Raw genomic sequence first — 23,822 nt, 5'->3', positions numbered from 1 at the left:
GCTAGTCCTGCAGGCAAGCGATGGAGTCCGGGCCTTCCGGCGAGGCGCTGCCGTCGGCCCGCACCAGGATCACTTCCAGGCAAATGGGAGTCGGGCCGAACCCGGAAACAAAAGTCTTCGGTACTTTCGTGGTTTCGTAGGGCCCGTCCGCCTTGGCGGATTTGGAGCGGTACTTGTATGAGTCACCCTCCCTGGGCTGGGGGTTGGTCCAGGAGAAGATGATGGTGTTTGGATCTTCGGGCTTTCGTGCTGCCGAGAGGCCTTCAACACTGGGGACGGTCCCGCTGTCCACCGCGTCCGCCGGCGGCTTGCTGGCCTGCTGGGTTTCCACCGCTTTGGGCGTCCCGGTGGCAGTGTTGGCCACCACGATGCCCACCACCGCCGCCAGGGCCAAAAGGGTTCCGCCTGCCAGCGCGAGCCAAAGGTTGCGCTTGCCATGGTCTGGCGCCGGCTCCGCCTGGGGCTGGTCCACGTTCACGGGCCGGTGCACGGTTGCGTCGGCGGTGTAGGTGTCAGGCCCGGCGTCGTCCCTTACCGGGGCACCATAGTTCGCCGTGCCCGGGCTGCCGCGCAAGACGGTGGACTGGGCCCACTCCCCCTGGCCGCCGCCGTCGGCCGCGCGTGCTCCGTGGCCATCCGTTCCAGCGGCACCCGCCGGGATGGAGGGCACGGCGGGGGCCGGCCGCCATTGGCCGGGGCCGGCGGGCGTGAAGGACGACGGCGGGACGGCGCCGTCGCGGCGTCCCGTGGCATCGGTCCCGGCACCGGGTGCGCTGGGGCGGGTGCGGGCCGGGAAGGTGGGCGCGCTTCCGGTGCGCTCGGGATCAATGGCGGCGATGCTGCGGACGCGCGTTTCCTCCGTGCCGTCGTCCGGATGGCCCTCCTCCTGCTGGGGTTCCTCAAGGACCTCGAAGGGCGTCACGGAGAGGTTGAGTTCTGCCTGGATGCGCTGGAGGGCGAGGGCGAAGGCGTGGGCGGAGGAGTACCGGGACTGCGGCGACTTGGCCATGGCGGTTGCCAGGGCCAGTTCCAGCGACTCCGGCACATCCGGACGGCCCAGCCGGGGCAGAGGCGTGTTGCTGATCCGGTTGATGAGTTCGCGCTGTGAGTTGTCCGCCCCTGGCATGACGAAGGGCGACCGGCCGGCGAGCAGGGTGTACAGGGTGGCGCCGAGGGCCCACACGTCCACCATGACGCCGTCAACGCTGCCATCCCGGAACTGCTCCGGCGGGGACCAGGGAATGGACATGCCGGAGTCGTCGTCGGAGTCCCCGGCAAGGGTGCCGGAGATCCCGAAGTCGGTCAGCGCGGGCCGGTTGTAGTCCGTCACCAGGATGTTGGCGGGTTTGATGTCGCGGTGGGCGATGCCGGCACGGTGGGCGGTTTCGACGGCGGAGGCCACCTGGATGCCGACGGCCAGGACTTCGTCAACGCTGAAGCGCTGGCGCCGGTACCGCACGTCCAGGCTGGGCCGGGAGCAGTACTCCATGGCCAGGTAGGAGTGCCCGTCGTCTGTTACTTCCGCTTCGAAAATCGTGACGATGTAGGGGTGCGAGGACAGCTGGGCCATGAGGTTGGCCTCGGACTCGAAGCGCCGGCGGGCACCCTCCGTCTTCAGGTCGGACAGGAGTACCTTGACGGCCACCTTCCGGCGCGGCCTGTCCTGTTCGTAGAGGTAGACGTCCGAAAAGCCGCCCGAACCGAGCAGGCTGATGTAGGTGAACCCCGGAATGCGGGGCGGCGGCGCAACGGGCCGTTTGGAACTCAAGGAATCTCCTCAAAACGCAATGAGATGTTGTCGCCCAGTTCGGCGATGTCGCCGTCAAGCAGGATGGCCATCTCGTTCTGGGCGAGGCGGCGCGGCGGTTGGCCTTCGCGGACCAGGACGGTGCCGTTGGTGGCCTTGAGGTCGCAGAGCATCACGTGCCAGCCCTCAAGCCGCACCTCCACGTGGGAGCGCGAGATGTCACCGCCCGGGCTTGCCACCTGCACCAGGCGCGGCATCACCCCGCCCTGGACGCGGGATACCGACGGCTGGCGGCCGATCACCATGGACTGGTCGAGGTCCAGCAGGTCTCCGGTGGAAAGCCGCATCCGCCCCAGCCGGGGACGGGCCACCTGCACCGCATCGGGCAACAGGGCGCCCCCGCAGACGCTGCACTGGGCACGGGTAGGCGGGTTGGCGTGACCCTGGGCGCAGATGCGCGCCAGCACCAGCGGGCCACTCCCGGCGTCCTGCTGCCCGGCAGGTGTGTTCGAGGCCGGGCCCGCGGTTCCGGCGAGGCTGCTCTTCATGACTGTCTGGCCGTCGTGGTCAGGGTCGAAGCCTGGGCCGGGCTGCTGGCCTGGGGCGGGCGGGTGCGCCAGCGGTCCATGGGCTGCCGCGGGAGCCTGGACAGGTGCGGGTTCCGGGACGGGCGCGGGTTCCGGGGCAGCGGGTTCCTGGACAGCTGGCTGGCCCCCGGGGCGGGCGGGGGCGGGATCTGTTCCCCCGGTGCGCCAGGGGACGGAGTCGATGAGGACTCCAGCCGACGCAGGACGGGGCGGACCGGCAGCGGCATCGTCCCGGCCGGTCCCGGGTCCCGCTGCATCGCCGGGACTTGCAGGCGCAGGCCCGGCTTCTGCTGCTCCGGCTTCCGCTGGCCCCGGTTCTGTGGCGGAGCCTGCCGGCGCCGCCTCTTCTGCCGTCCCGAGGGCGGGCAGTGGTTCGGCGGCGGCCAGCGCCGGCTGTTGCTGCGGCACCACGTGCCCGGAGTCGGCATCGGGGTCCTCGCGGACGGCGGCGTCCTCGATGTTCCGCATCACGGTGCGGTCCCACAGGTGGTCGTAGGACGTGGTCACCTCCGCGGCGGGGGCGGCATCGGCGTGGCCCGCCGCGGCGGTTGGCTCCGGCCCGGTTGTACCGGGGCCAGGCAGCTCCGGTCCCGGGTCCCCAAGGCCTGCCGAGTCTTCGGTACCGGTTTCTTCGAGAAGCTCTCCGTCGGCGTCGATGATCGCGCCGGGGGCAATGGTGGCTTCCGGATCAAGGTGGCGCACAGCGGACTCCGGATCGGGCTGCGCGCCAGGTTGCTGAAGGTCACCGGCGGTTGCGGCCGGCATGGCAGTGGCGGTCCACACGGACGCATCGGCGGCCGGTTCGCCCCCACCCGTTGGCATTTCCGGGGCAACGGGCTGGTCGATGCCGGCGGGACCGTCCACCTCCCCGGAAGAATTGACGGCGAAGGTGCCGTCACCACCGGCCGGAGTCCCCGTCGATTCGTCGCGGTCAGCCGGAGCTGGAGCAACGACGGCGGCGGGGCCGGACGGCGCACCCAGGGTCAGGGACCGCAGCAGCACCACGCCCTCCACCAGTGGAAGTTCAAGCAGCGGAAGTTCAGGAAGTTCAAGCAGTGGCAGCTCAACCAGCGGCCGGCCGGGACTGCCGGCACCCTGTCCCGTGGCAACCGTGCCGCCGGCGATTGTCAGCCGGCACTTACCCGCCACCAGGAACCTGCGCTCAGTCCAGGTGGTCACGTCGCGGCCGTCCAGATCCACCGGTCCGCCGGGCTGCTCCACGGCGAGGTCGAGCTCGCCGCGCAGGAAAACCCGGAGCGAACCGTTGAAATCGAGGATGGCAAACGACGGTATCCGGGACAGTGACCCACCGGAGCTGCTGGTGACGGCGGCCAGGACCTCGTGTGGCTCGGGGCGGGAACCCAGGAGGTCCCAGATGGCCCCGGCGAGTTCCGCCGGTGTCTCCGGGCCCAGGAGGACTGCGGTCCCAGACCGGACAATGCCCAGCCAGGTGCCGGGGGTGTAGCTTGCGCCCGTCATCGGCCAGGCTCCCCGGCCTGGTCCGCGCCGGCGTCCACAGGTTCGGGCAGGGGCTGCGTTACCGCCTCAGACGCCGGGGGCCGCGGCAGCGTCACTTCGTCGCCGTCCACCGGGGCGTGGCGCGGTGCCGTGGTGCCGGCGCCGTCGTCGTGCGCTACGTTCCGGGCGTCCACCACGATGGCCGTGACGTTGTCCCGGCCGCCGCTGCGCAGGGCGGCCTGGATCAGGGCGTCCACCGCCTCCTGCGGATCAGCCACGGTGCTGAGGATCCGGAGGATATCGTCGTCCGCCAGTTCCCCGGTGAGGCCGTCGGAGCAGACCAGCACCCGGTCGCCTTCCTCCACGGGGAGGAGCCAGTAGTCCGCCTCCGTCTCATCGCCCGTGCCCAGGGCCCGGGTCACCACGTGGCGCCGCGGGTGGACGGTGGCTTCCTGTGCGGTAATCTCGCCGGCGTCAACGAGCTCCTGGACCTCGGAATGGTCCACGCTGATCTGCTCGAACCGGCCCTGGCTGAGCCGGTAGGTGCGGGAATCGCCAATATTCAGGACCAGCCAGTACGGCACGCCCATTTGCTCCACCACCACGGCACCCGTAAGGGTGGTGCCGGCGCGGGCGCCCGTGGCTTCGCGGATGGAGGCGTCGGCGCGGACCAGGTACTCCTGGAGGAGGGCGGCGGTGATGTTCCGCTCCCCCGTGCTGACCTGGGGCATTTCGGCCAGGGCGCGCACGCACAGGCCGCTGGCGATTTCGCCGGCCTCGTGTCCACCCATGCCGTCAGCCACGGCGAAGACGGGGTCGGCGGCGATGTAGGAATCCTCGTTCAGCTCCCGGCGGAGTCCCCTGTCCGTCCCGTAGCCGTAGGTAAGGCTGAGGCCCGGCCCCGGCTGGATGGTGGAGGAAACACTGGCGGGGTGCTGGTTCATGCCTGTCCTAGGTAAAAGGTACGGTCTCCAAAGTGCACGCTGGATCCCGGGGTAACAAACGTGGGGACGCCCGGCACCAGGGGGGTGCGCAGGCCGTCCGGGGTGGTGACGGCGCTTCCGTTGGTTGACTGCCGGTCCGTCACCCAGATGCCCGCACCGTCAGTGAGCAGGTGCAGGTGGGTCTTGGAGATGGATCGGCCGGGGTCGTCCACGGCCAGCAGCTGGGCGTGCTGTTCGCCCGCTTGCCCCACCGGGTTGCGGCCCACCAGGACGCTGCGGTCCAGCTGGAAATCGCGGCCGTCATCGAGCCGGATGCGGAGAACGGCCACCTGGGCGGGTCCGCCGTTGCCGGGGCGCACCTGGGTGCGTTCGACGTCGTCGTCCACGTGCTGTGGCGGCACCCGGTGGCCTGCGGGGGCATCCTGGGCCGGGGTGGCCGGCGGCGCGAAGGATGCCGGCGAGGTGTAGGGCATGGTCTGTGAGGGCATGGTGGCCGACGGCGCAGGCGCGTGGGGTGCGGAAGCCTGGGGAGCCTGGAACCGGGCGACAGATTGTGCTGCGGGGGCTTGGGGCGTGTTTGACTGGGCCACCGGGGAGAGCACCTGCTGCACGGGCGGGAGGTCCAGGGGCGCGAAGCTGTAGGGTCCCTGGATGCCGCCGGTGGTGATGGGGTCCCTGCCGGCCTTGACGTCGAACACCAGGGTCTTGGCAGCGGTGTCGTTCCAGCCCCGGAGTCCGCCGTTCCTGTCCCATCGGTTGGACACGACCACCAGCACTGCCCAGGCGGCACCCACCACGAGCAGCGGGCCGAGGATGAACAGGGCGGCGTCAAACCATTTGAAGACCGCTACCAGCACCGCCGCGGGCAGGGCCAGGAGGATGCCTGCCCCGGTGATGAGGCCGCGCAGGAAGACGGCACCGGCGCCTGGTGCGTAGCCGTCCTGGTCCGCGCTGCAGATGCCCATGGCCAGGTTGCCGGGGGTCTTGCCGGTGCGGGCTTCCAGCCCGAGCACCACGAAGAGGTAGGCCATGGTGAGGCCCAGGCCAACGCCGCCGAAGAGGACCAGGGATGAGGTGTCGTACACAATGTAGCCACCGCTCCTGGTCCGGGTGATCCCGGCGAATCCGATGGCGAACGTCACCACCAGCACCGCCACCCCGGGCAGCCAGTCGATGACGGCAGCGCCAAGCCGCTTGCCCGCCGCAGCCGGAACAAGCTGAAGGTTCACTGCCATTCCCGTTCCTCCCCCTGGAGCGGCTTCCACCCTGGTGGAACCGCCGGTCATGCCCGGCCCGGCGCCCGCGTGGTGGCTGTTCCTGCCCGCGGTGGCCGTTTGTGCTGTGCCCGCCGGCCGACCTGCCGGGGGGCTTTCTACTACCGGGATAGTACCGGGAATCCCGGGCGCATGCGTGGGGCTCGCTTCCCGGGCACCGCTCCTGTCGTAGCCCACCACAGGATCCGGGGTGCGCGTCCGGCGCGCCGCCCGGTTGGGCAGCGGCGCACCGCAGGCAGGGCAGAAGGTGGCACCCGCACGGATCTGCTGTTGGCAGCGCGGGCAGCGTTCGGGATCAGGCATCACTGCTGGCTGGGTCCTTGCTGGTCTGGCCCTGGCGCTTCGCGCTGCGGGGTTTCCGGCTGGGGCGCCGAAGTTGGGGCGGGTGTTCCGGCGCTCTCCCCCGCGGCGTTGCCGTCGGCGAGGCGGCGGCGCGCAGCAAGGATGCCGCCCACCGCCGGGAGCGCCACGCGGCCGCCGCGCAGTTTGAGGCCATTGCCGGAGTTCATCGCGGTCCGGGCGTCGGCCAGCAGCGAACGGGGCGAGAAGCGTGCCTGCTGCCGCCGCCAGAATCCCATGCCGGAGGTCATTTCCTTGAGCGAACCATCAACGATGGTCCAGTACTCGCGGACCTCCTCCTCGGTGGGTTCCCCGGCTCCGAAGATGGAGGCGTCCGCCCGCCGCGCCAGCATGGTGGTTGTTCCCTGGGTGGCAGGGAACGCTTCGGCCAGCACGGCGGCGCTTTCGCGCCGCGTCGAGCGGGTGTCGACGGCGGCGCCCAGGTCTGTCGCGAGGCTCACCACCTCGTTCCATCCTCCGCCCACACGCTGGGCGGGGTGCCCGTCGCGGAAACGCGACTTCCGCCGTCGCGCCTTCAACAGGCCGATCAGCAGCAGCGGCAGCGCCAGGATCACCAGCGGGACCGCGACGACGCCCAGGGCGCCCAGGAGGGCACCCCAGAAGAGCCAGGGGTTGTTCTTTTTCTGGTCGGCGTCCAGCGCGTCCGGCGATGAATCCGGCGGCAGGTCTGCCGGTTCCTGCGGCGGGGGCGGCGGCTGCAGCACCTGCGGCTTGGGCTTGGACTTGTTTTCGGGGTCCGGCGGGATGGGAATGTTGTCCTTGGGCGGGGTGGGATCGAAGCTGACCCAGCCGACCCGTTCAAAGGCGACCTCAACCCAGGCGTGGACGTCCTTGCCGGTGATCTTCACCTCGCCGGCACCGTTCTCCGGGCTGGTCGGTTCAGGGTAGAAACCCATCACCACCCTGGAGGGGATGCCCAAGTGCCGGAGCATCAGGGACATGGCCACCGCGTACTGTTCATCGTCGCCCAGCATCTGCTTGGCCGTGAGCAGGCTGCGGATACGGGCGGAACCGTGGCCGGAGACGCTGGGCAGCTGGCCCTCACTGACCAGGCCGTTGCTGAACGCCCCGGTTTTCTGGAAGTGGGCTTCGATCTGGCGGACCCGGTCGATGGCCGTGGGTGCATCGGCGGACAGGTCGTTGGCCTGGGATCCCACCACCGGCGGCACTTCCAACGCGTCCGGGAGCGACACCTTGGCGAAGTCGTATTGCGTCAGCTGGCCGTGCTCGAGCTTGACGGGGTCGGAGACCTGGACGCTGTAGGAGTCGCCGCGGGACAGCCCGTTGGTGGTCACGGCGGTGTCGGAGCCGGGGTTGAAGTAGAGGCCGGCAGCAGCGGCGGAGCCGGACTGGTCAAAGCTGATGCCGGTGGTCTTTCGCCCGCCGGGGACAAAGTAGCCCTGGTAGTCCTCGATGTTGATGCTGATCGAGTAGTCGTTGGTGGGCACCACGCCGGATGAGTCGGCGAGGGTGTTGATGGATTTCGCATCCCCCACCTTGCTGAAGTTTCCGGAGCCATTGGGGTCCATGTTGTAGTTGGTCCCGTTGAAGGCATCCAGCGCGCCGAGCCGGACCCGGCCGTCCTTCGGGAGGCCCTTGACCACGAACAGGGTGTCGTCCTTTTTGTCCTTCACGTACGTCCGGAAGCTTGCCAGGGGCGTGATGTAGTCCTTGGGGTCGAACGGGGGCACCACCACGTTGCGGAGGACTTTCCGGTCTTCTCCTGCGCTGACGAGCGGTGCGGCCACCGCGGTGACCCCCACGCTGGCAGCAATGACCCCTGCCGCCATGCCCAGCCGGCGGATCCTGGCCCGGCGTGCAGCGGCCGTGTCTGTTTGCGGGTTGTTGACCGCCACCCGGCGGGTGTTGTTCCGCCGCAGTGCGTCGCGGCGGAAGGTGGCCCAGGCGATGCCGAGGACGGTCAGGCCGATGCCGCGTTCGAGTGTCAGGAACGCGGCGTTGGTGCTGAAGGCGATTCCGGTGACGAACAGGACCAGCACGGGCAGGAGGGGCAGGTAGGGGCTTTTGGCGCGCCAGGTCAGCAGCGCAGCGACGAGCGCCGTGATCAGGGAGCTCAGGAAGGGGACAATGAGCACCCCGCCGGCTGTGCCCACAGGCACGCCGACCGTGAGCATGTCCTTCCAGGCGAAGACGACGCCGAGGAGCAGGGTCCGCAGCGAATCAAGGGTGGGGACGAAGCCGGCGATGGCAGCGCCGGGTACCGCCAGCCAGGTTCCGAGGACCAGGTAGGCGGCGAGCGCCAGGGCTGTAGTGATCAACAGCCCCAGCCGCAGGTGGGCGTTCGCTGCGCCGATGGCCAGGCCCAGCACGATTCCGCCGAACCCGGACAGCAGGTAGTACGGGTCCCCGCCGAAGCTGAGGCCGAAACCGAGCAGGCCCAGGCCCAGCAGGACCACCAGTGCCCCGGCGTCGAGCAGGAAATGCCATGGCGGCTGGCCGTCCACGAAGGCCGACTCCGTGGTGGCCGCCTGGCGGCGGGTACGGGTTGGGGGAATCTGCGTTTGCGGGGAGCGGCCCGGTGCGGTGCTCATGCGGCCGCCTTTCTCAGCACGATGGCAAGGTCGGCCAGGTCGCCGAGCGTCAGGACAGTCAGGTCTGCGATGTTGGCCCGGGTGGGGGCCACCCCGGCTTCCACCCTGACCGCCAGGCTACGTACACCCGGCGGGACGGAGGCGGCGGCGGAGCGGAGCTGGGTTGCCGTCACGTTGCTGCCCACCACGAAGAAGACCACCGAGGCGTTGGGCACGGTGTCGGCCAGGGTCCGGGCGAGGTCGACGGCGGTGCGGCGCATGGGGGCGCCGACGATCCGGGTCATGTCGTCCAGCATGTTGCGGCCGGTTTCGCAGCGCAGGGGGCCCTTTTGGGTCAGGACGTCCAGTTCACGCTGTTCGCGGATGGCCTGCCGGCCGATGGAGGCAGCCACGGAGATGGCCATTTCGAACTCGGTCTCGGAGGCGTATTCCTCGGTGTTGATGGACAGCGAGATGGCCAGGTGGGCGCGCCGGGTTTCCTCGAACTGGCGGACCATGAGTTTGTTGGTGCGGGCGGTGGTTTTCCAGTGGATGTGCCGGCGGTCATCGCCCGGCACATAGTCGCGCAGGGCGTGGAAGGAGACGTCGGCGCTGGACAGGTCCGTGGTGGGCATGCCCTCAAGGTCGCGGATAAAGCCCGCCGCCGAACCGGCCAGGGCCACGGTGCGCGGGTGGACGAAGAGGTCCTCCGGGTCGGTCCAGAGGACCTGCCGGCGCAGCAGGTGCAGCGGGTCCGCCCGCACGGAACGGACGGGCCCCACCACGATGACGGCGCGCCGGGCGGTGGGAATGGTGAACAGGTCCTCGTGCACCTGCCCGGGCTTCATGCGGGGCAGATGAAACACGGCCGTGGTGCTGCCCACCGGCAGTTCCAGTGCGGCCGGCAGCAGTGGACGTGCCGAGGTGTTGGAGACGGCGATGCTGCCGACGGCGCTGTCCCCCACGGCCACGCGGGTGCGGGCGAGGTCCAGGACCACCCCGTACGAGGACCGGCCCAGGATGAAGGCTACAGCGATCACAAACATGGCGAAGGCGGCAATGGCCGCCGCCGTGGCTTCCTGCCAGCCGAAGGCCTGGCCGGTGGCCCAGAGCAGGATAGCTGCAGCCAGGACGGACCAGCCCAGGATGCTGACCACGGACAGCACCGGCCATGCATACTTCAGCCAGGTGTCCCGGACGGACCGCCACGCGGGCGTCAGGGCCTGGAGTGCGGTGCTGCTGGCTTCGGACCACACCGCGGCAGGGTGCAGCCGGGTGGGGCGGCCGTTCCGGTGGAAGAGTTGCTGGAAACGCTCCGCGAACCGGGTCAACGGGGTACCGCTGGACGTGCCGTCGGACATAGGGGTGTGCCTTCGTTGTTGCGCTGGAATGGAATGGCGGGGGCTGCGGGGTTCGTCCGCAGCCGGCGGCTCAGGCGTTTGTGCGCTGCTGCGGGGCGGCGACGTCGGCCAGGATCCGGGTCAGCACGGCCTCGGCAGTGGCGCCCGAGAACTCTGCCTCGGGGTCCATCACGAACCGGTGGGTCCACACCACCGGTGCCAGTTCCTTGATGTCGTCCGGGAGGACAAAGTTCCGGCCCTGCGAGGCAGCCCACACCTTGGCGGCCCGCACCATGGCCAGGGCACCACGCACTGACACCCCAAGGCGGGTTTCCGGGGCGTTGCGGGTTTCCTCGCAAAGCCTGGAGATGTATTCCAGCACGGCAGTGTCCACGTGTGCCGTTGCGGCGAGGTCTGCCATGTCCGCCACTGCCTGGGTGGTGATGACGGCGGACAGTTCCTTGGAGCGGTCCTTCAGGTTGCTGCCGCCCAGGAGTCGGACCGTGGACGCGTGGTCCGGGTAGCCGATGGAGGTCTTGATCAGGAAGCGGTCCAGCTGGGCCTCGGGCAGGCGGTAGGTACCCGCCTGCTCGATCGGGTTCTGGGTGGCCATCACCATGAACGGCCGGCCCGCGGAATACGTGACCCCGTCAACGGTCACCCGTGATTCCTCCATGACCTCCAGCAGCGCGGACTGGGTCTTGGGCGAGGCACGGTTGATTTCGTCGGCCAGGACGATGTTGTTGAAGATCGGGCCCTTGTGGAACTCGAACTTCTGCGTCTTCTGGTCGTAGATGGTCACGCCGGTGACGTCGGAAGGAAGCAGGTCAGGGGTGAACTGGATGCGGTTGTTGGAGCCCTGCACCGTAGCAGCCAAGGCCCGCGCCAGGGAGGTCTTGCCCGTGCCCGGCGCATCCTCGAACAGGACGTGCCCTTCGGCCAGCATGGCGGTGAAGGTCAGCCGGATGACGTGTTCCTTGCCGAGCACCGCCTGCCCCACGTTGGCAACCAGCTTTTCGAACGTGTCGGCAAACCACTCGGCCTGCTCAATGGTCATGGTCATGAAAGTTGCTTCCTTTTGATGGGTCGAAAGTTGTCGTGTGGGCCCGGGAGGCCCGGGCCCACACGATGGATGCGGTTGCTAGCGGTTAGGCATGCCATTCGGCGGATTGCAGCCCACGTTGGAGGTGTCGCAGCGGAGCCAGTTACCGGACGCCATCCCGGAGTTCAGGTGGTACCAGATGCCGCTGGGGTTGTTGGACGTCTTGTACCAGACCTGGTAGCGGTCCGCCGTGGACGGGGCACCGGCATCGAGCCACTTGCCGGCACCGGTGCACTGTGAGGGGTTGCCGGCGATGTAGCTGTCAGTCCCCTGGCGGGGCTCCGTGCAGCTGCGGACCGGGCTTGCCGTGACGTACCAGTCCGTGGGCGGGGGCGGTGTGTTGTCCGGGCCGGACGTTGACGTGACCGGACCGCCGACGGCGCCCGGGGTGACCGTGTAGGCACGGACCCGCAGTCTGTGGCTCGTGCTCCAGCCGCCGGCGCCGGCATCAAACTTGTTCGCCTTGCCGACGTTCTGCCAGCCGCCACCATCCATGCTCACCTCGTAGTAGCTGAGGGGCCTGCCGTTCGTCGCCGGGTCATTCCAGGTCCAATGCACCTGTCCATCGCCCTTGGCCGAGGTGCCGCCGTTGATATTGGGGGCGTTGGCAGGACCGTAGGGGTTTCCGGTGCCGATGGCCTTGGCGTCACCGGCCATATTGTTCTTGGTGGACGTGGCAATGATGGTCACGGTGATGTCCCGCCCATTGGTCATGCCACCGATGGTTCCTCCCCCGGCTTTGATCGAGCCGGTCCTGCCGTCGGCGTTGTAGGAGTAGGCAATCTCGGAGGCGGTGGAGCCGTTGCGCTGTGCATCGGTCAACGGCGTGAATGTCACGTCCAGCTGGCCGCTGGTCCCGTTCTCCTTCACCGTTCCAGAGTTGACTGTGCCAGGCTTTCCAGCTGCCCGAATTGCGGCAGACTGCGCGCTAGTGGCACTGGTTCCGGCCTTGTTCGTTGCCGAAACCGTGAAGGTGTAGTTCGTTTCCGAATTGTCCACGGTGACGTTTTGCGAGGTGCCGGCTACCTGCTGGCTGGCAACGGCGGCCCCTCCCCTGAGCGTGGTCAACGTGTAGGAGGAGACGGCGTCGCCGTTGTTGTTGGGCGCCGACCACACGACGCGCAGCTGGCTCTGCGAACCAACCGGCGTGGCCTGGGAGACGCTGGGGGCCGTCGGCGTGGCGGGGACTCCGGCGGGCACCTCGGCCGCGGAATAGGGACTCCATTCGGACGGGTCCTTGGCGTCATTGCGGGCCAGGACCCGGACCTTGTAGGACACGCCGTTCTGCAGGCCCTTCCACACGTAGCTGACTGACGTCAGTCCCTGGATCTGGGCGTTTTGGCCAGCGGGCGCCGGCGAGATTTCCAGGTCGTAGGACTTGACCGGGGACCCCTTGCTGGCCGGCGCGGCCCAGTTGACCGTCAGCTGCTTATCGCCGAACTTCAGCGACGGAGCCTGTGGCGTATCCGGTTTAACGTCCGGACGGACATCGGCAGACGCCGGCGACCGGTCGGAATCACCGAACTCGTTGGTTGCCGTCACCTGGAAGTGGTAGGTGGTGTTGTTGGTCAGGCCATTGAGGGTGCAGGTGTTGGCCGGGCATTCCTGCCGGAATCCGCCCTCCCCGAACACGGTGTACCTGGTGATGGGCGAGCCCCGGTCGGCCGGTGCCGACCAGGTGAGCAGCGCCGTCTGGTCGCCCACACTCTGCGCCTGCGGCGTGGTGGGCGCCGCCGGCTTGTCCTTGACGGTCAGCCGGACCCGCGCAGTGGCGTGCCGGGACGCATCCCCCGTCTTGTCCTCCACCGTGTAGGCCACCACCATGGTTCCGGTAAAGCCCGGCGCGGGGGTTACGGTCACAGAGTCACCGTTGACGCCCACGTTGCCGCTCCCCGTTTCGGTATTGGCGGCGATGATCTTCAGCGGTGTTTCGGGGAACGGGTTGGCGTCGTTGGCGAGCACGTTGATGGTCACCGGCTTGCCGGCGGCGGCGTTGTCCTGCACGTCGTCGTTCGCCACCGGTTTGGGCCGGTTGGAGGCGGTTACTGCAAGCTGGTACGTGGCCGTGGCCTCGAGCCCGCGGGGGTCGATTGCCTTGACCTGCACGGCGGCGCGGGTTCCGGTTGCCGTGGAGTCGGCCGCCGAAACTTTCAGCGTCTTGCCTTCGATGCGTGCAGAGAACCCGCCGGGAGAGTCTCCCACCAGTTCGTACTTCATCTTCTCGACGTCGTCCTGGTCGGGATCTGAGGTGAGCTTGCCGAGGTCGGTGCTGGCCGAGTCACCCTTGGGAACATCCACGTTGGCGCCAAGCAGCTCCGGCGGGTTGTTCTTGTTGGGGTCCGGCAACACCTTGGTGCGGATGCTGAGGGTGGACTTGAGGCCGGCGGGATCGTCCGGCCCGGTACCGTCGGTCACCTCGAAGGTCAGTGAACCGGGGCCCACGTAGTCCGCACCAGCCGTGTACTTCAGGCCGGTGCCGTCGCGCGTTACCGGATCGCCGCCGTCGGCACCGATGAGCTTGATCCTGTCCGCCTGGGTCAGCCGGGGTGAACGTCCTTCCCGGACCTTGACCCATTCCTTCAGGTCGACGTCGACGGATTGTCCGGCCACGACCTCCAGGACCTCGTCCTTGGCCAGTGTGGGGACCTGCTGGCCCAGGCCTGGCACCCAGATGATGGCGGTGGACTGCTGGCCGTCGACGTCTTCCACCGTGTACGGGATCAGCTGTGGCTGTTCGGTGAGGTCCACCAGGACGTTGCCGTTTCCGCCGGGCCGCGCAGTGGTGGCCTCGGTGCTGATCTTCAGGTTTTCGCCCACGCCGTCGGGGTCCTCGTCGTTCTTGAGGACGGGAACGTCCACGGCGGTCTTGCCCATGGCCTGGGCTGATGTCACCCTGTCGTCGCGGGCGATCGGCGCCTTCAGCGGCACGTCGTTGTCCACCACCAGGCGGATGGTGGCCTGGGCGGTGGCGTCCCGGTCGTCGGCGATGGTGTAGCGCACGTTGACGGTTCCGGCCTCGTTCGGGGCCAGGAGGATGATGCGGCCGCTGTTCCTGCTGACGGTGGCCTGCAGGGAGGGGTCGGCCTCGATGCCGTCGGTGAGGATGCGGATCCGGTCGCCGTCAGGATCGGTGTCGTTGGCAGTGGCGTCGACGGCAATCTGCCGGCCGGGACGCACCCGGACCTCGTCGTCCACCGGGGTGGGCTTTTGGTTCATGTCACCGCGGGGCGCGATGCCCACCGTGACGGTTCCCGTGTTCACTGCCCCCTGGCGGTCCACCACCTTGTAGCGGAAGGTGTCGGTGCCGGCACCGTCCCCGGCGGCGGTGAAGTCGATGAAGTTGCTGCCCACCGTGGCGGTTCCCATGGCAGGGGTGCTGTCGATGCCCGTCAGCTGCACGGAGTCGCCGTCGGGATCGATGCCGTCGAGGGGAACCGGGATGCGGACGGTGCCCGCAGCCACCACGCGGGCTGTCAGGTTCCGCGGCTGCGGCCGGGAGTTCTCCGCGCCCTCGAGCGGGAGGATGTGGATGGTCACGGCGGCGGCGCTCTTCTGGCCCTGCGGATCCACCGCGTTGTAGATGGCGCGCACGGTCTTGGGCTGGCTGCCCGCTATGAACCGGAGGGTGTTCTCTGAGACGAAGCTCTTCCCGTCGGCAGGGTCAACCGCCTGCGGCAGGACCGGGTCCACGGTCAGTTCCTGCCCCTGCGGGTGGGTGTCGTTGTCCAGGACGGGGATGGTGACGACGTCGTTGACGCGGACATTCACCTCGTCCGGCTTGGGCTGGGGTGCTTCCACGACAGCGGGGGCCGGCACGGGCACCACGGAGACACTGCCGGTGGCGGACTTCTTTCCGTTGGACATGGTGTATTCGAACAGGATGGGGTCCTTGGTTCCCAGGATGTCCGTAATCCGCAGGACGCTGTGGTTGATCACGCTGACGGACACCGTCGCGTTGTCCGGGAGCTTCACGGACTGAAGCACCAGGACACCACCGGAGGGGTCGGAGTCGTTGGCCAGGGGGTCCAGCAGGACACTGCCGCCCGTGGGCATCAGGGCAACGTCATGGACCGCGACGGGATCGCCGCCGTCGTTGCCGGATTCGACGTCCACCCGGATGAGGCCCTGGCTGCTTTGGGGGCCGTTGCTGGCGATGTACGTCAGGTAGACGGGGCCTGGGGTGCTGCTGCGGAAGGTGAAAGTGCCGCCGTCGGTGACGGGGCCAAGTTCGGCGGGGCCGTTGGCTTCCACCTGGGCGAGGCGGAGGGCACCCCCGTTGGGATCGACGTCGTTCTTCAGCGGGGAAATGACCAAATCCTGGCCCACCACGGCGGTGACGTGGTCGGCGTTGACCACGGGTGCCAGTGCACCTGGCGGCTGGACGTTGACAACTACCTTGCCCGTGACGGTGGCGCGGCCGTCCCAGATACTGACCTGGACGTTCTTCTTGCCGGCAGTTGCGCCGGAATCCTGGAAGGTCAACAGGCCGTCGCGCCGCACCTTGACCTGGTCCTGGTCGTTATCGGCCTTCGCGTCCAGCAGGACCAGGTCGTCGCCGTCGGGATCGATCCAGTCGGTGAGGATGTTCTGGCTGACGGTTTTGCCCTGTTCAACCAGCATGGTGGTGTCTTCGCCGCGTTTGAACTTGGGCGGCTTGTTTTCGTCGGGTCCCACCACGTTGAGCGTGACCTGTCCCGTGGCGGAGAGGCCGCGGCCATCCGAGGCACTGTAGTTGAAGGTCTCGGTGCCCGGCTTGGCGTCCGCGGGGACAGTGATCTGGAAGGCGGTGCCGCCGTAGATGCTTTCCAGCGTTCCCGATTTGGGTCCGGCGTCCCCCACCGCTGCGGTGAGAACGTCGCCGTCGGGGTCTGAGTCGTTGTCCAGGACGCTGAGGATGGTGGTGCGGCCGGGGCGGACTCCGACGGCGTCGGGCTTGGTTTCCGGCGGACGGTTGGGTTTGGTGCGGTCCGGCAGGATGTTGATGGTGTTGTTGTCCGCCGACTCCTGGTCCTGGTCGTCGGACTGGTTCTTGGGCGGGATGACGTCGTCCCAGTTGTTCACCAGCTGCATGTTCTGGTTCACCAACCACACATTCCCCGAATTCACATCATTCAGGACCACCAGGTCCCGGTTCACCCGGAAAACATACGACGGCGACGCACTCGCCTTGGGCACCGCAACATTCTTATCGTCAGCATCATTGACACAGTCCCGGACATACTTGTTCGCACCCGACCACGCCGCATGCACACACCCACCCAACTGCACCGGAGCAGCCGGAACCCCCTCACCATCGAACCCCACGGTCGTGGCCGTACCCCCGTCAAGGGGCTGCTTCAGCAACGCCTTCCGCGTGGCCAGCGCCACAAAGTCACTGTCCGGCCCGGCCTGCTGCAACTTCGCATCCCGCGCATTCTCCAACTGCAGCCGCTTGCCACCAGGCAGGAACAGGTTTCCCGCGGCAGCATCCAACACCACCGGCTGGTCCCCCACCACCGTCATCTGCAAATCCCCGGCACCCTTAAGCCCATCCCACGTACTGGACTCCGACGACGCCACACCACCCTCGGCATCAACACCGGTCACCGTCACGCTGCCGGTCTTCGGATCCGCCGAATAAATCCGGTCATCCGAACCCACCACCGACACCAGGCCCGCCGAACCCACCAAAACCGGCTCCGACGCTTCCTTATCAAAACCATTCACCGTGGCCGGCGACACCGCCCACACCTTCCCCGACGCAGCATCCGTCACCGAAATCGTCCGCGCCCCAAAACTCACATCCGCCGCCCCCGGCAACTGCTTATCCCCACCCAAACGCATATTCGCCGGCGACACCTGGTTCAACGTCGAACCCGTCTCGTCATCGACGAACACCTCACCGGCATGCTGCAACACATCAAACGTCGACAACGCCGGCGTCACCGCCCCATCCAACACCCGCGACGGATAATTCAACCGCCCCACAGCATTCTTCGACTTCGAAACAACCCACACACCACCATCGTTCAACTCCACCTCAGTGGTCTTAAACCCCGGATACAACACAGCACCCGTCACCACCACAGCCACCACAGCACCAAACGCCGTACCGGTGACGAGTTTCTTAAGTCGCTTTTTCAGCCCGAGCTTCCCCAGCAGAGTTGTCACAGCGTTAATTTCCCTCAGATTGTGTAGCCAGATGGCGGCCTGGTGGCAGGACAGGCAGCAGGCTTCCTTTTCCCCGGGGTAAGCCTACCGAATAGCGGAAACCGCCGCGATGGGGACAACTGCCCGCACATCCGCGCCCTGCGTGTCAGCAATGCGGTGCCCCCAGCCCGGCGGGATCGGCAAGCGTGGTGTGGCCGGCGATCACATAGCGGCCAACATTGCGTGCCGAGCCGGATTCAACCCGCCACCACCGGACGATGCCGTTGCCGGACCAGTTGTCGCTCTGGTCGATCCAGCACGCCACCATGATGCGGTCCTGGTCCGCCTTGTAGAACCATGGCGGGCTGTCCGCGTTGACGCCGTCACAGTCGAAGTAGGGACTTGGCCGGTAGTTGGATCCGCCCAGGGTGAAGGTGCAACTCCTGACGAAGTTGGGGTCGGAGGTCTTGATCCGGGTTTCCCACAGGCCTTGCTTGCCCGCTGTGGCGCTGGCGGTAACCACCGCGCTGCCGGTGCCGACAGAGTTGAAGGTCTGGACCGCGATGGTGACGGTGTCACCGAAGTTGGCCGTGTTGACCGTCCGGCTGCCGGAGGGGGCAACGTTCTCCCAGCCGCCGTTGTTGATTTTGATCCTCGTTTGCGCCACGTCGTTGGTGCTGGTGGACGGGGAGGACCAATTCAGGGTGGCCGACTTCTGGTTCACGCCGCCGTTTTGGCCGGACGCGGAGGGGGTGCCCGGGGAGCCGTACGGCGTGGCGGTGGCAGGGGCGCTGCCGTCAGAACTCGGGGCCACCGTGGAGTTGGCGACGACGGTGATACTGACGGCGTTGCCGTTGGTGAAGCCGCCGATGGTCTGGCCGGGCGTGATGGGCCCGCGGGCACCGTTGCTCGCGTTGTAGCTGTAGCTGACCTCGTTTTCGGCAGAACCATTTCGTTCCGCCGCGGTCAGTTTGCGGAAGTCCACCGTCACGGCGCGTCCTGCTCCGCCGGTGTTCGCCGGCGTGGCCGTGACCCCGGAGACCGTCGCCAGCTTGCCGGTGGCGCGCCGGGGCGCGGAGGGCGGGCTGACCGCGCCCTTGCCGGCCTTGTTCTCAGCCTGCACCGTGAACGTGTATGCGGCCTCAGAGTTGTTGGCGGTGAAGTTTGCGGTGCGGACGTTACCGGGGACGGTCTGCGTCTGGGCAGGGGCGTTGCCGCCGCTCATGGTCACGTAATAGGTGCTGATCGGATCACCGTTGGTGTTGGGTTCGGCCCACGTGACCCGAAGCTGGTTCTGGGTCCCCACGGATGCTGCGACGGCGGATGCAGGTGCTGCAGGTGCCGCAGGGACTCCGGCGGGATTGTCCTCCGCGGAATAGGTCCCCCAGTCGGAGGCGCCAAGCTCGTTGACGGCCTGGGCGCGCACCTTGTACTTCACGCCATTGGTGAGGCCGGTCCAGGTGTAGTTCAGCCCGGCGACCTCGTTCTTGAGGGCTGCCCCGCTGGCCGGTGGCGGTGAGATCTCCAGGTTGTAGTGCTTCACCGGCGAGCCCTCGGTTTTCGCCGCGGGCCAGGTGATGGCCATGGTCTTGTCCCCCGCCTTCACGGTTGGGGCTTCCGGTGGCGATGGCTTCTCGTCAGGCCGGATTTCATTGGACTGCGGCGAGGCCTGCGAGTCCCCCACTTCGTTGGTGGCCAGCACCGTGAATACGTACTTCACGTTGTTGGTGAGCCCGCTCAACGTACAGGTGGTGGTGGGGCACTTCTGTTCGAAGCCGTGGTTCGAGCGGACGGTGTACCCGGTGATGGGAGCGCCGTTGTCCGACGGCGGCGCCCACTTGAGCACGGCGGTTCGGCTGCGGACGTCGGTGGCGCTGGGGGCAGAGGGTGCGTCGGGTTTGCCGCGGACGGTGAGGCGCAGGCGGCCGTCCACCTGGCGGGACAGATCGCCCGTCTTGTCGGCCACGGTGTAGCGGACCACCATGACGCCCTTGTACCCGTCAGCCGGGGTAACGGTGATGCTGTCCCCCGACACGGACGGCTGGCCTGCTGCGGCGCCCGTCTCCACGGTGGCGCCCACGATCCGCAGGGGCGTATCCGGGAAAGGGTTGAAGTCGTTGGCCAGGACGTTGACCTGTTCCGTCTTTCCTGCGTTGGCCTTGTCCACAGCATCGTCGTTGGCCACTGGCAGGGGCCGGTTGGATGCTACGTGTCGTGCGGCGATGGTGGCGCCCACGGCGGGTGACCTGCCGTCGGTGACCTTCACTTGGATGTTCCCGGTGACGCCGATGCCAAGGGAACCATCGGCAGTGATGGCGAGCGTGGCGCCGTCGACCTTTGCGCTGAAGCCGGCAGGAAGCGTCCCGTCCAGTTCGAAGCGGAGGTTGTCCTTGTCCCGTTCGTCCACGTCCTTGGCCAGTCCGGCGAGGTCCACCGTTGCCGTTTCGGCCTTGGGGACGTCCACGGAGGTGCCGCTGAACGTGGGCGGGTGGTTGGCGTTGGGGTCCGGGACCACCTTGGTCATGATGACCAGGGTGGATTTCAGGCCGTCGGCGTCGTCAGGTCCGGAGCCGTCCGTTACTTCGAAGGTGATGGAGCCCGGGCCCACATAGTCCGGTCTGGCGGCGAAGCGCAGGGCTTTGCCGTCGGACTGGATGATGCCATCCGGGGAGCCGCCCTGGACGCGGACGGAGTCGGCCACGGTGATCCGGGCGCTGCGGCCGCTGCGGACCCGGACGTATTCGGACAGGTCCAGGGTGACGTCCTTGCCGGACATGACCTCAACGGGGTCGGTCTTGGCGAGGGTGGGGTACTGCGCGCCCTGGCCCGGGATCCACATCAGGGCGGTGGAGGTGAGGCCGTCGACGTCCGTGACCGTGTAGGGGATCAGCTGGTCTTCCGGGGTGAGAGTCACCACTACGTTGCCAGAGCCGCCGGGCCGGGCGTTCGGGTTGCCGTCGGGAAGGCTGACCTTCAACTCGGAGGCCACGCCGTCGGCATCGGAGTCGTTCTTCAGGACGGGGACGTCCACCGCGGTCTTGCCGAGGGTTTCGGCCACCGTCACGTGGTCGTCCTTGGCCGCAGGGCGCTTGAGTTCGGCGTCCGGGCTGATCCGGACCCGGATCACGGCGCTGGCGGAGGCCTTCTTGTCGTCCTGGATGCGGTAGCTGATGCTTTCGTTGCCGGCGGTGCCCGGGGCGGTGAACAGCACTTTGGCAGCGTCCGTTGCCTCAACCTGCAGGTCGGGCCTGGCCTCGAACCCGTCGGAAACCAGGCTGAGCGGGTCGCCGTCGGGGTCTGAATCGTTCGCCAGGGCCTCCACGGCAACCTTGCGGCCGGGCCGGACGTCCACGGCGTCATCCACCGCGATGGGTTTCTGGTTGTTGGCCTCCGGCGGGGCGATGCCGACAATGACTGTGCCGGTGTTTTCGGCGCCGATCCGGTCCCGGACCCGGTAGGTGAAGCTGTCGGTGCCGGCAGCGTCCCCGGCGGCTGTGAACTCCAGGTAGCCGTCGCGCACCACGGCGGTTCCCATGGCGGGTGCCTTGTCGATGCCGATGAGCTGGACGGAGTCGCCGTCTGCGTCGATGCCGTCCAGCGGCACGGGGACCTTGACGGTCATCCCGGCCACCACGCGCGCGGTCAGGTTTCGGGGCTCGGGCCGGGTGTTCCGGTCATCGTCCCGGGCGCGGATGCGGATGGTCACCTGCTGCGAGTCCACCTGCCCGGAGGCGTTCTGAACCTTGTAGATGGCGTACACCGTTTTCGCCTCGGGCCCGGCCACGAACCGCAGCTGGTCTCCCGCCACGAACATTCGTCCGTCGGCTGCATCGGGCTGTTGGGCCAGGTCCGGGAGGAGGGTGAGCTTTGATCCGTTGGGGTCGGCGTCGTTGGCCAGGACGGGAACAGTGACGACGTCGTTGGCCCGGACCGTTGCTTCGTCCGGCTTTGCCTGGGGTGCCTGGAGCTTGGCCGGGGCGGGAACCATCAGCACCGCGATCTCGCCGGTGGCGGAGGACCGGCCATTGGACACGGTGTACCGGACCGTCAGCTGGCCCTCGGCGCGGATGTCGGTGATCCTTACCACCGAGTGGTCCAGCACGGCCACGCTGACCGGCAGTCCGGCGTCGGCCGTCACGGACTGCACCACCAGCACGCCGCCCGAGGGGTCCGAGTCGTTGCCCAGGACATCCACCAGGACATCCCCGCCGGTGGGGAGCAGCGCGGTGTCCCGGACGGCCACCGGGGCGCCCTCGTCGGTGCCAGGCACCACGTCAACGCGCACCAGCTGCTGTGCGCTGGCCGGTCCGTTGGTCACCAGGTAGCTGACGTAGTGGGCACCAAGGGTCCGGGAGTTGAAGGTGAACGTCTGCTGGTCCGGGTTCAGGGTTGCCGTAGTCTCGGCGTCCGGGGTGGCCTGCGCCAGCCGCAGCGTCCCGCCCTGCGGGTCCGAATCGTTCTTGAGCGGGGTGATGACGGTGTCGGTGCCGGCAACGGCCACTATGTGGTCGGCGTTGGCGATGGGCGGCAGGGCCCCTGGGCTCCTGACGTCGACGGTGACTTTCCCTTCCGCGGTGGACTGGCCGTCGGAGACCGACACGGTGAGGACCTTCCGGCCCGGGGCGGCACCGGAATCCTGGAAAGTCAGCTGGCCGTCCGGGCGGATCCGGGCCTGGTCCAGCGGATCGCTGCTGGACACGGAGACGGCGAACAGGTCATCGCCGTCGGGGTCCATCCAGTCCGGAAGGATGTTTTGCGTGACCGACTTGCCTGACTGGACCACCAGCGTGGTGTTCCGGTTGGGCTTTTGCCGCGGCGCAGTGTTGATGCCGGGCGGGATGACGTTGAGCGTTATGTCCGCCGACGCTGACAGGCCGCGGCCGTCGTCCACGGTGTACTTGAAGGTCTCACTGCCGGCCTTGTCGGCGGGCACGGCGACCTGCAGGCCCGTGGAGCCATAGATGGGCGAGACTGCGCCCGTTTTGACGCCTTCGGGGGTTCGGACAGTGAGGACGTCGCCGTCGGGGTCGGAGTCGTTGTCCAGGACGGGCAGGATGGTGGTCTTCCCGGCGCGGATGCCGAACTGGTCGGGCTTGGCCACGGGGGCGCTGTTGGGTTTGGTGCGGTCCGGCAGGACGGTCTGCTGGACCTCGTCGGCGGAGTCCTTGTCGGCGTCGTCCGAGGTCTGCTGCGGTGGGATGACGTCGTCCCAGTTGTTCACCAGCTGCATGTTCTGGTTCACCAACCACACATTCCCCGAATTCACATCATTCAGGACCACCAGGTCCCGGTTCACCCGGAAAACATACGACGGCGACGCACTCGCCTTGGGCACCGCAACATTCTTATCGTCACCATCATTGACACAGTCCCGGACATACTTGTTCGCACCCGACCACGCCGCATGCACACACCCACCCAACTGCACCGGAGCAGCCGGAACCCCCTCACCATCGAACCCCACGGTCGTGGCCGTACCCCCGTCAAGGGGCTGCTTCAGCAACGCCTTCCGCGTGGCCAGCGCCACAAAGTCACTGTCCGGCCCGGCCTGCTGCAACTTCGCATCCCGCGCATTCTCCAACTGCAGCCGCTTGCCACCAGGCAGGAACAGGTTTCCCGCGGCAGCATCCAACACCACCGGCTGGTCCCCCACCACCGTCATCTGCAAATCCCCGGCACCCTTAAGCCCATCCCACGTACTGGACTCCGACGACGCCACACCACCCTCGGCATCAACACCGGTCACCGTCACGCTGCCGGTCTTCGGATCCGCCGAATAAATCCGGTCATCCGAACCCACCACCGACACCAGGCCCGCCGAACCCACCAAAACCGGCTCCGACGCTTCCTTATCAAAACCATTCACCGTGGCCGGCGACACCGCCCACACCTTCCCCGACGCAGCATCCGTCACCGAAATCGTCCGCGCCCCAAAACTCACATCCGCCGCCCCCGGCAACTGCTTATCCCCACCCAAACGCATATTCGCCGGCGACACCTGGTTCAACGTCGAACCCGTCTCGTCATCGACGAACACCTCACCGGCATGCTGCAACACATCAAACGTCGACGACGCCGGCGTCACCGCCCCATCCAACACCCGCGACGGATAATTCAACCGCCCCACAGCATTCTTCGACTTCGAAACAACCCACACACCACCATCGTTCAACTCCACCTCAGTGGTCTTAAACCCCGGATACAACACAGCACCCGTCACCACCACAGCCACCACAGCACCAAACGCCGTACCGGTGAACCAGCGGGAACGCGGCAGGCGGCGCCACCGGGGCGCGGCGGAAGAAGGGTTCTGGGCGCGCGTTTGTCCGAGCCGTGTCATGTGTGGAAAT

General features: G+C 67.8%; 9 protein-coding genes and 1 pseudogene. All 10 read right to left on the bottom strand.

Annotated features, from left to right (window positions below; all coding sequences use genetic code 11):
* Position 1: 1 nt before the first annotated feature.
* The 10 genes and pseudogenes from NIBR502770_RS03940 to NIBR502770_RS03900 all read right to left on the bottom strand — a co-directional run bounded on the left by NIBR502770_RS03940 (position 2) and on the right by NIBR502770_RS03900 (position 23,812).
* Complete coding sequence (locus NIBR502770_RS03940) at positions 2-1,768, bottom strand: serine/threonine-protein kinase (RefSeq protein WP_141181098.1); 1,767 nt, start codon at positions 1,766-1,768, stop codon at positions 2-4.
* Positions 1,765-3,813, bottom strand: coding sequence for an FHA domain-containing protein (locus NIBR502770_RS03935; protein ID WP_141181097.1), 2,049 nt, complete (start codon positions 3,811-3,813; stop codon positions 1,765-1,767). The genes NIBR502770_RS03940 and NIBR502770_RS03935 overlap by 4 nt, the downstream gene beginning before the upstream one ends.
* Positions 3,810-4,736: a PP2C family serine/threonine-protein phosphatase gene (locus NIBR502770_RS03930; RefSeq protein ID WP_141161086.1), complete on the bottom strand. Its 927-nt coding sequence runs from the start codon at positions 4,734-4,736 to the stop codon at positions 3,810-3,812. Before NIBR502770_RS03930 ends, NIBR502770_RS03935 begins: the two co-directional genes overlap by 4 nt.
* Complete coding sequence (locus NIBR502770_RS03925; RefSeq protein ID WP_246857465.1) at positions 4,733-5,971, bottom strand: RDD family protein; 1,239 nt, start codon at positions 5,969-5,971, stop codon at positions 4,733-4,735. Before NIBR502770_RS03925 ends, NIBR502770_RS03930 begins: the two co-directional genes overlap by 4 nt.
* Before the next feature lie 264 nt (positions 5,972-6,235).
* Positions 6,236-6,313: pseudogene (locus NIBR502770_RS21420) on the bottom strand (zinc-ribbon domain-containing protein); the annotation flags it as partial.
* Positions 6,313-8,922, bottom strand: coding sequence for a transglutaminase family protein (locus NIBR502770_RS03920; RefSeq protein ID WP_141181095.1), 2,610 nt, complete (start codon positions 8,920-8,922; stop codon positions 6,313-6,315). The gene NIBR502770_RS03920 and the pseudogene NIBR502770_RS21420, both read right to left, overlap by 1 nt.
* Positions 8,919-10,262 (bottom strand): DUF58 domain-containing protein, encoded by a 1,344-nt coding sequence (locus NIBR502770_RS03915; RefSeq protein ID WP_141181094.1) that lies wholly within the window; start codon positions 10,260-10,262, stop codon positions 8,919-8,921. The genes NIBR502770_RS03920 and NIBR502770_RS03915 overlap by 4 nt, the downstream gene beginning before the upstream one ends.
* 70 nt (positions 10,263-10,332) lie before the next feature.
* Positions 10,333-11,304: a MoxR family ATPase gene (locus NIBR502770_RS03910; RefSeq protein WP_141161090.1), complete on the bottom strand. Its 972-nt coding sequence runs from the start codon at positions 11,302-11,304 to the stop codon at positions 10,333-10,335.
* 78 nt (positions 11,305-11,382) lie between these two features.
* Entirely contained in the window at positions 11,383-17,493 is a 6,111-nt protein-coding gene (locus tag NIBR502770_RS03905) for an Ig-like domain-containing protein (protein WP_141181093.1), read from the bottom strand.
* Positions 17,494-17,638: 145 nt separating this feature from the next.
* On the bottom strand, positions 17,639-23,812 hold the full coding sequence (locus NIBR502770_RS03900; protein ID WP_141181092.1) for an Ig-like domain-containing protein: 6,174 nt from the start codon (positions 23,810-23,812) through the stop codon (positions 17,639-17,641).
* Positions 23,813-23,822 lie beyond the last annotated feature (10 nt).

It is taken from the genome of Pseudarthrobacter sp. NIBRBAC000502770, from assembly GCF_006517815.1.
Classification (GTDB): domain Bacteria; phylum Actinomycetota; class Actinomycetes; order Actinomycetales; family Micrococcaceae; genus Arthrobacter; species Arthrobacter niigatensis.
This window is presented reverse-complemented; position numbering and strand designations above follow the sequence as displayed.

Coding starts and splice junctions, on each gene's coding strand:
- NIBR502770_RS03935 (WP_141181097.1), bottom strand. CDS start 3,813: ATGACGGGCGCAAGCTACACCCCCGGCACCTGGCTGGGCATTGTCCGG.
- NIBR502770_RS03930 (WP_141161086.1), bottom strand. CDS start 4,736: ATGAACCAGCACCCCGCCAGTGTTTCCTCCACCATCCAGCCGGGGCCG.
- NIBR502770_RS03925 (WP_246857465.1), bottom strand. CDS start 5,971: ATGGCAGTGAACCTTCAGCTTGTTCCGGCTGCGGCGGGCAAGCGGCTT.
- NIBR502770_RS03920 (WP_141181095.1), bottom strand. CDS start 8,922: ATGAGCACCGCACCGGGCCGCTCCCCGCAAACGCAGATTCCCCCAACC.
- NIBR502770_RS03915 (WP_141181094.1), bottom strand. CDS start 10,262: ATGTCCGACGGCACGTCCAGCGGTACCCCGTTGACCCGGTTCGCGGAG.
- NIBR502770_RS03910 (WP_141161090.1), bottom strand. CDS start 11,304: ATGACCATGACCATTGAGCAGGCCGAGTGGTTTGCCGACACGTTCGAA.
- NIBR502770_RS03900 (WP_141181092.1), bottom strand. CDS start 23,812: ATGACACGGCTCGGACAAACGCGCGCCCAGAACCCTTCTTCCGCCGCG.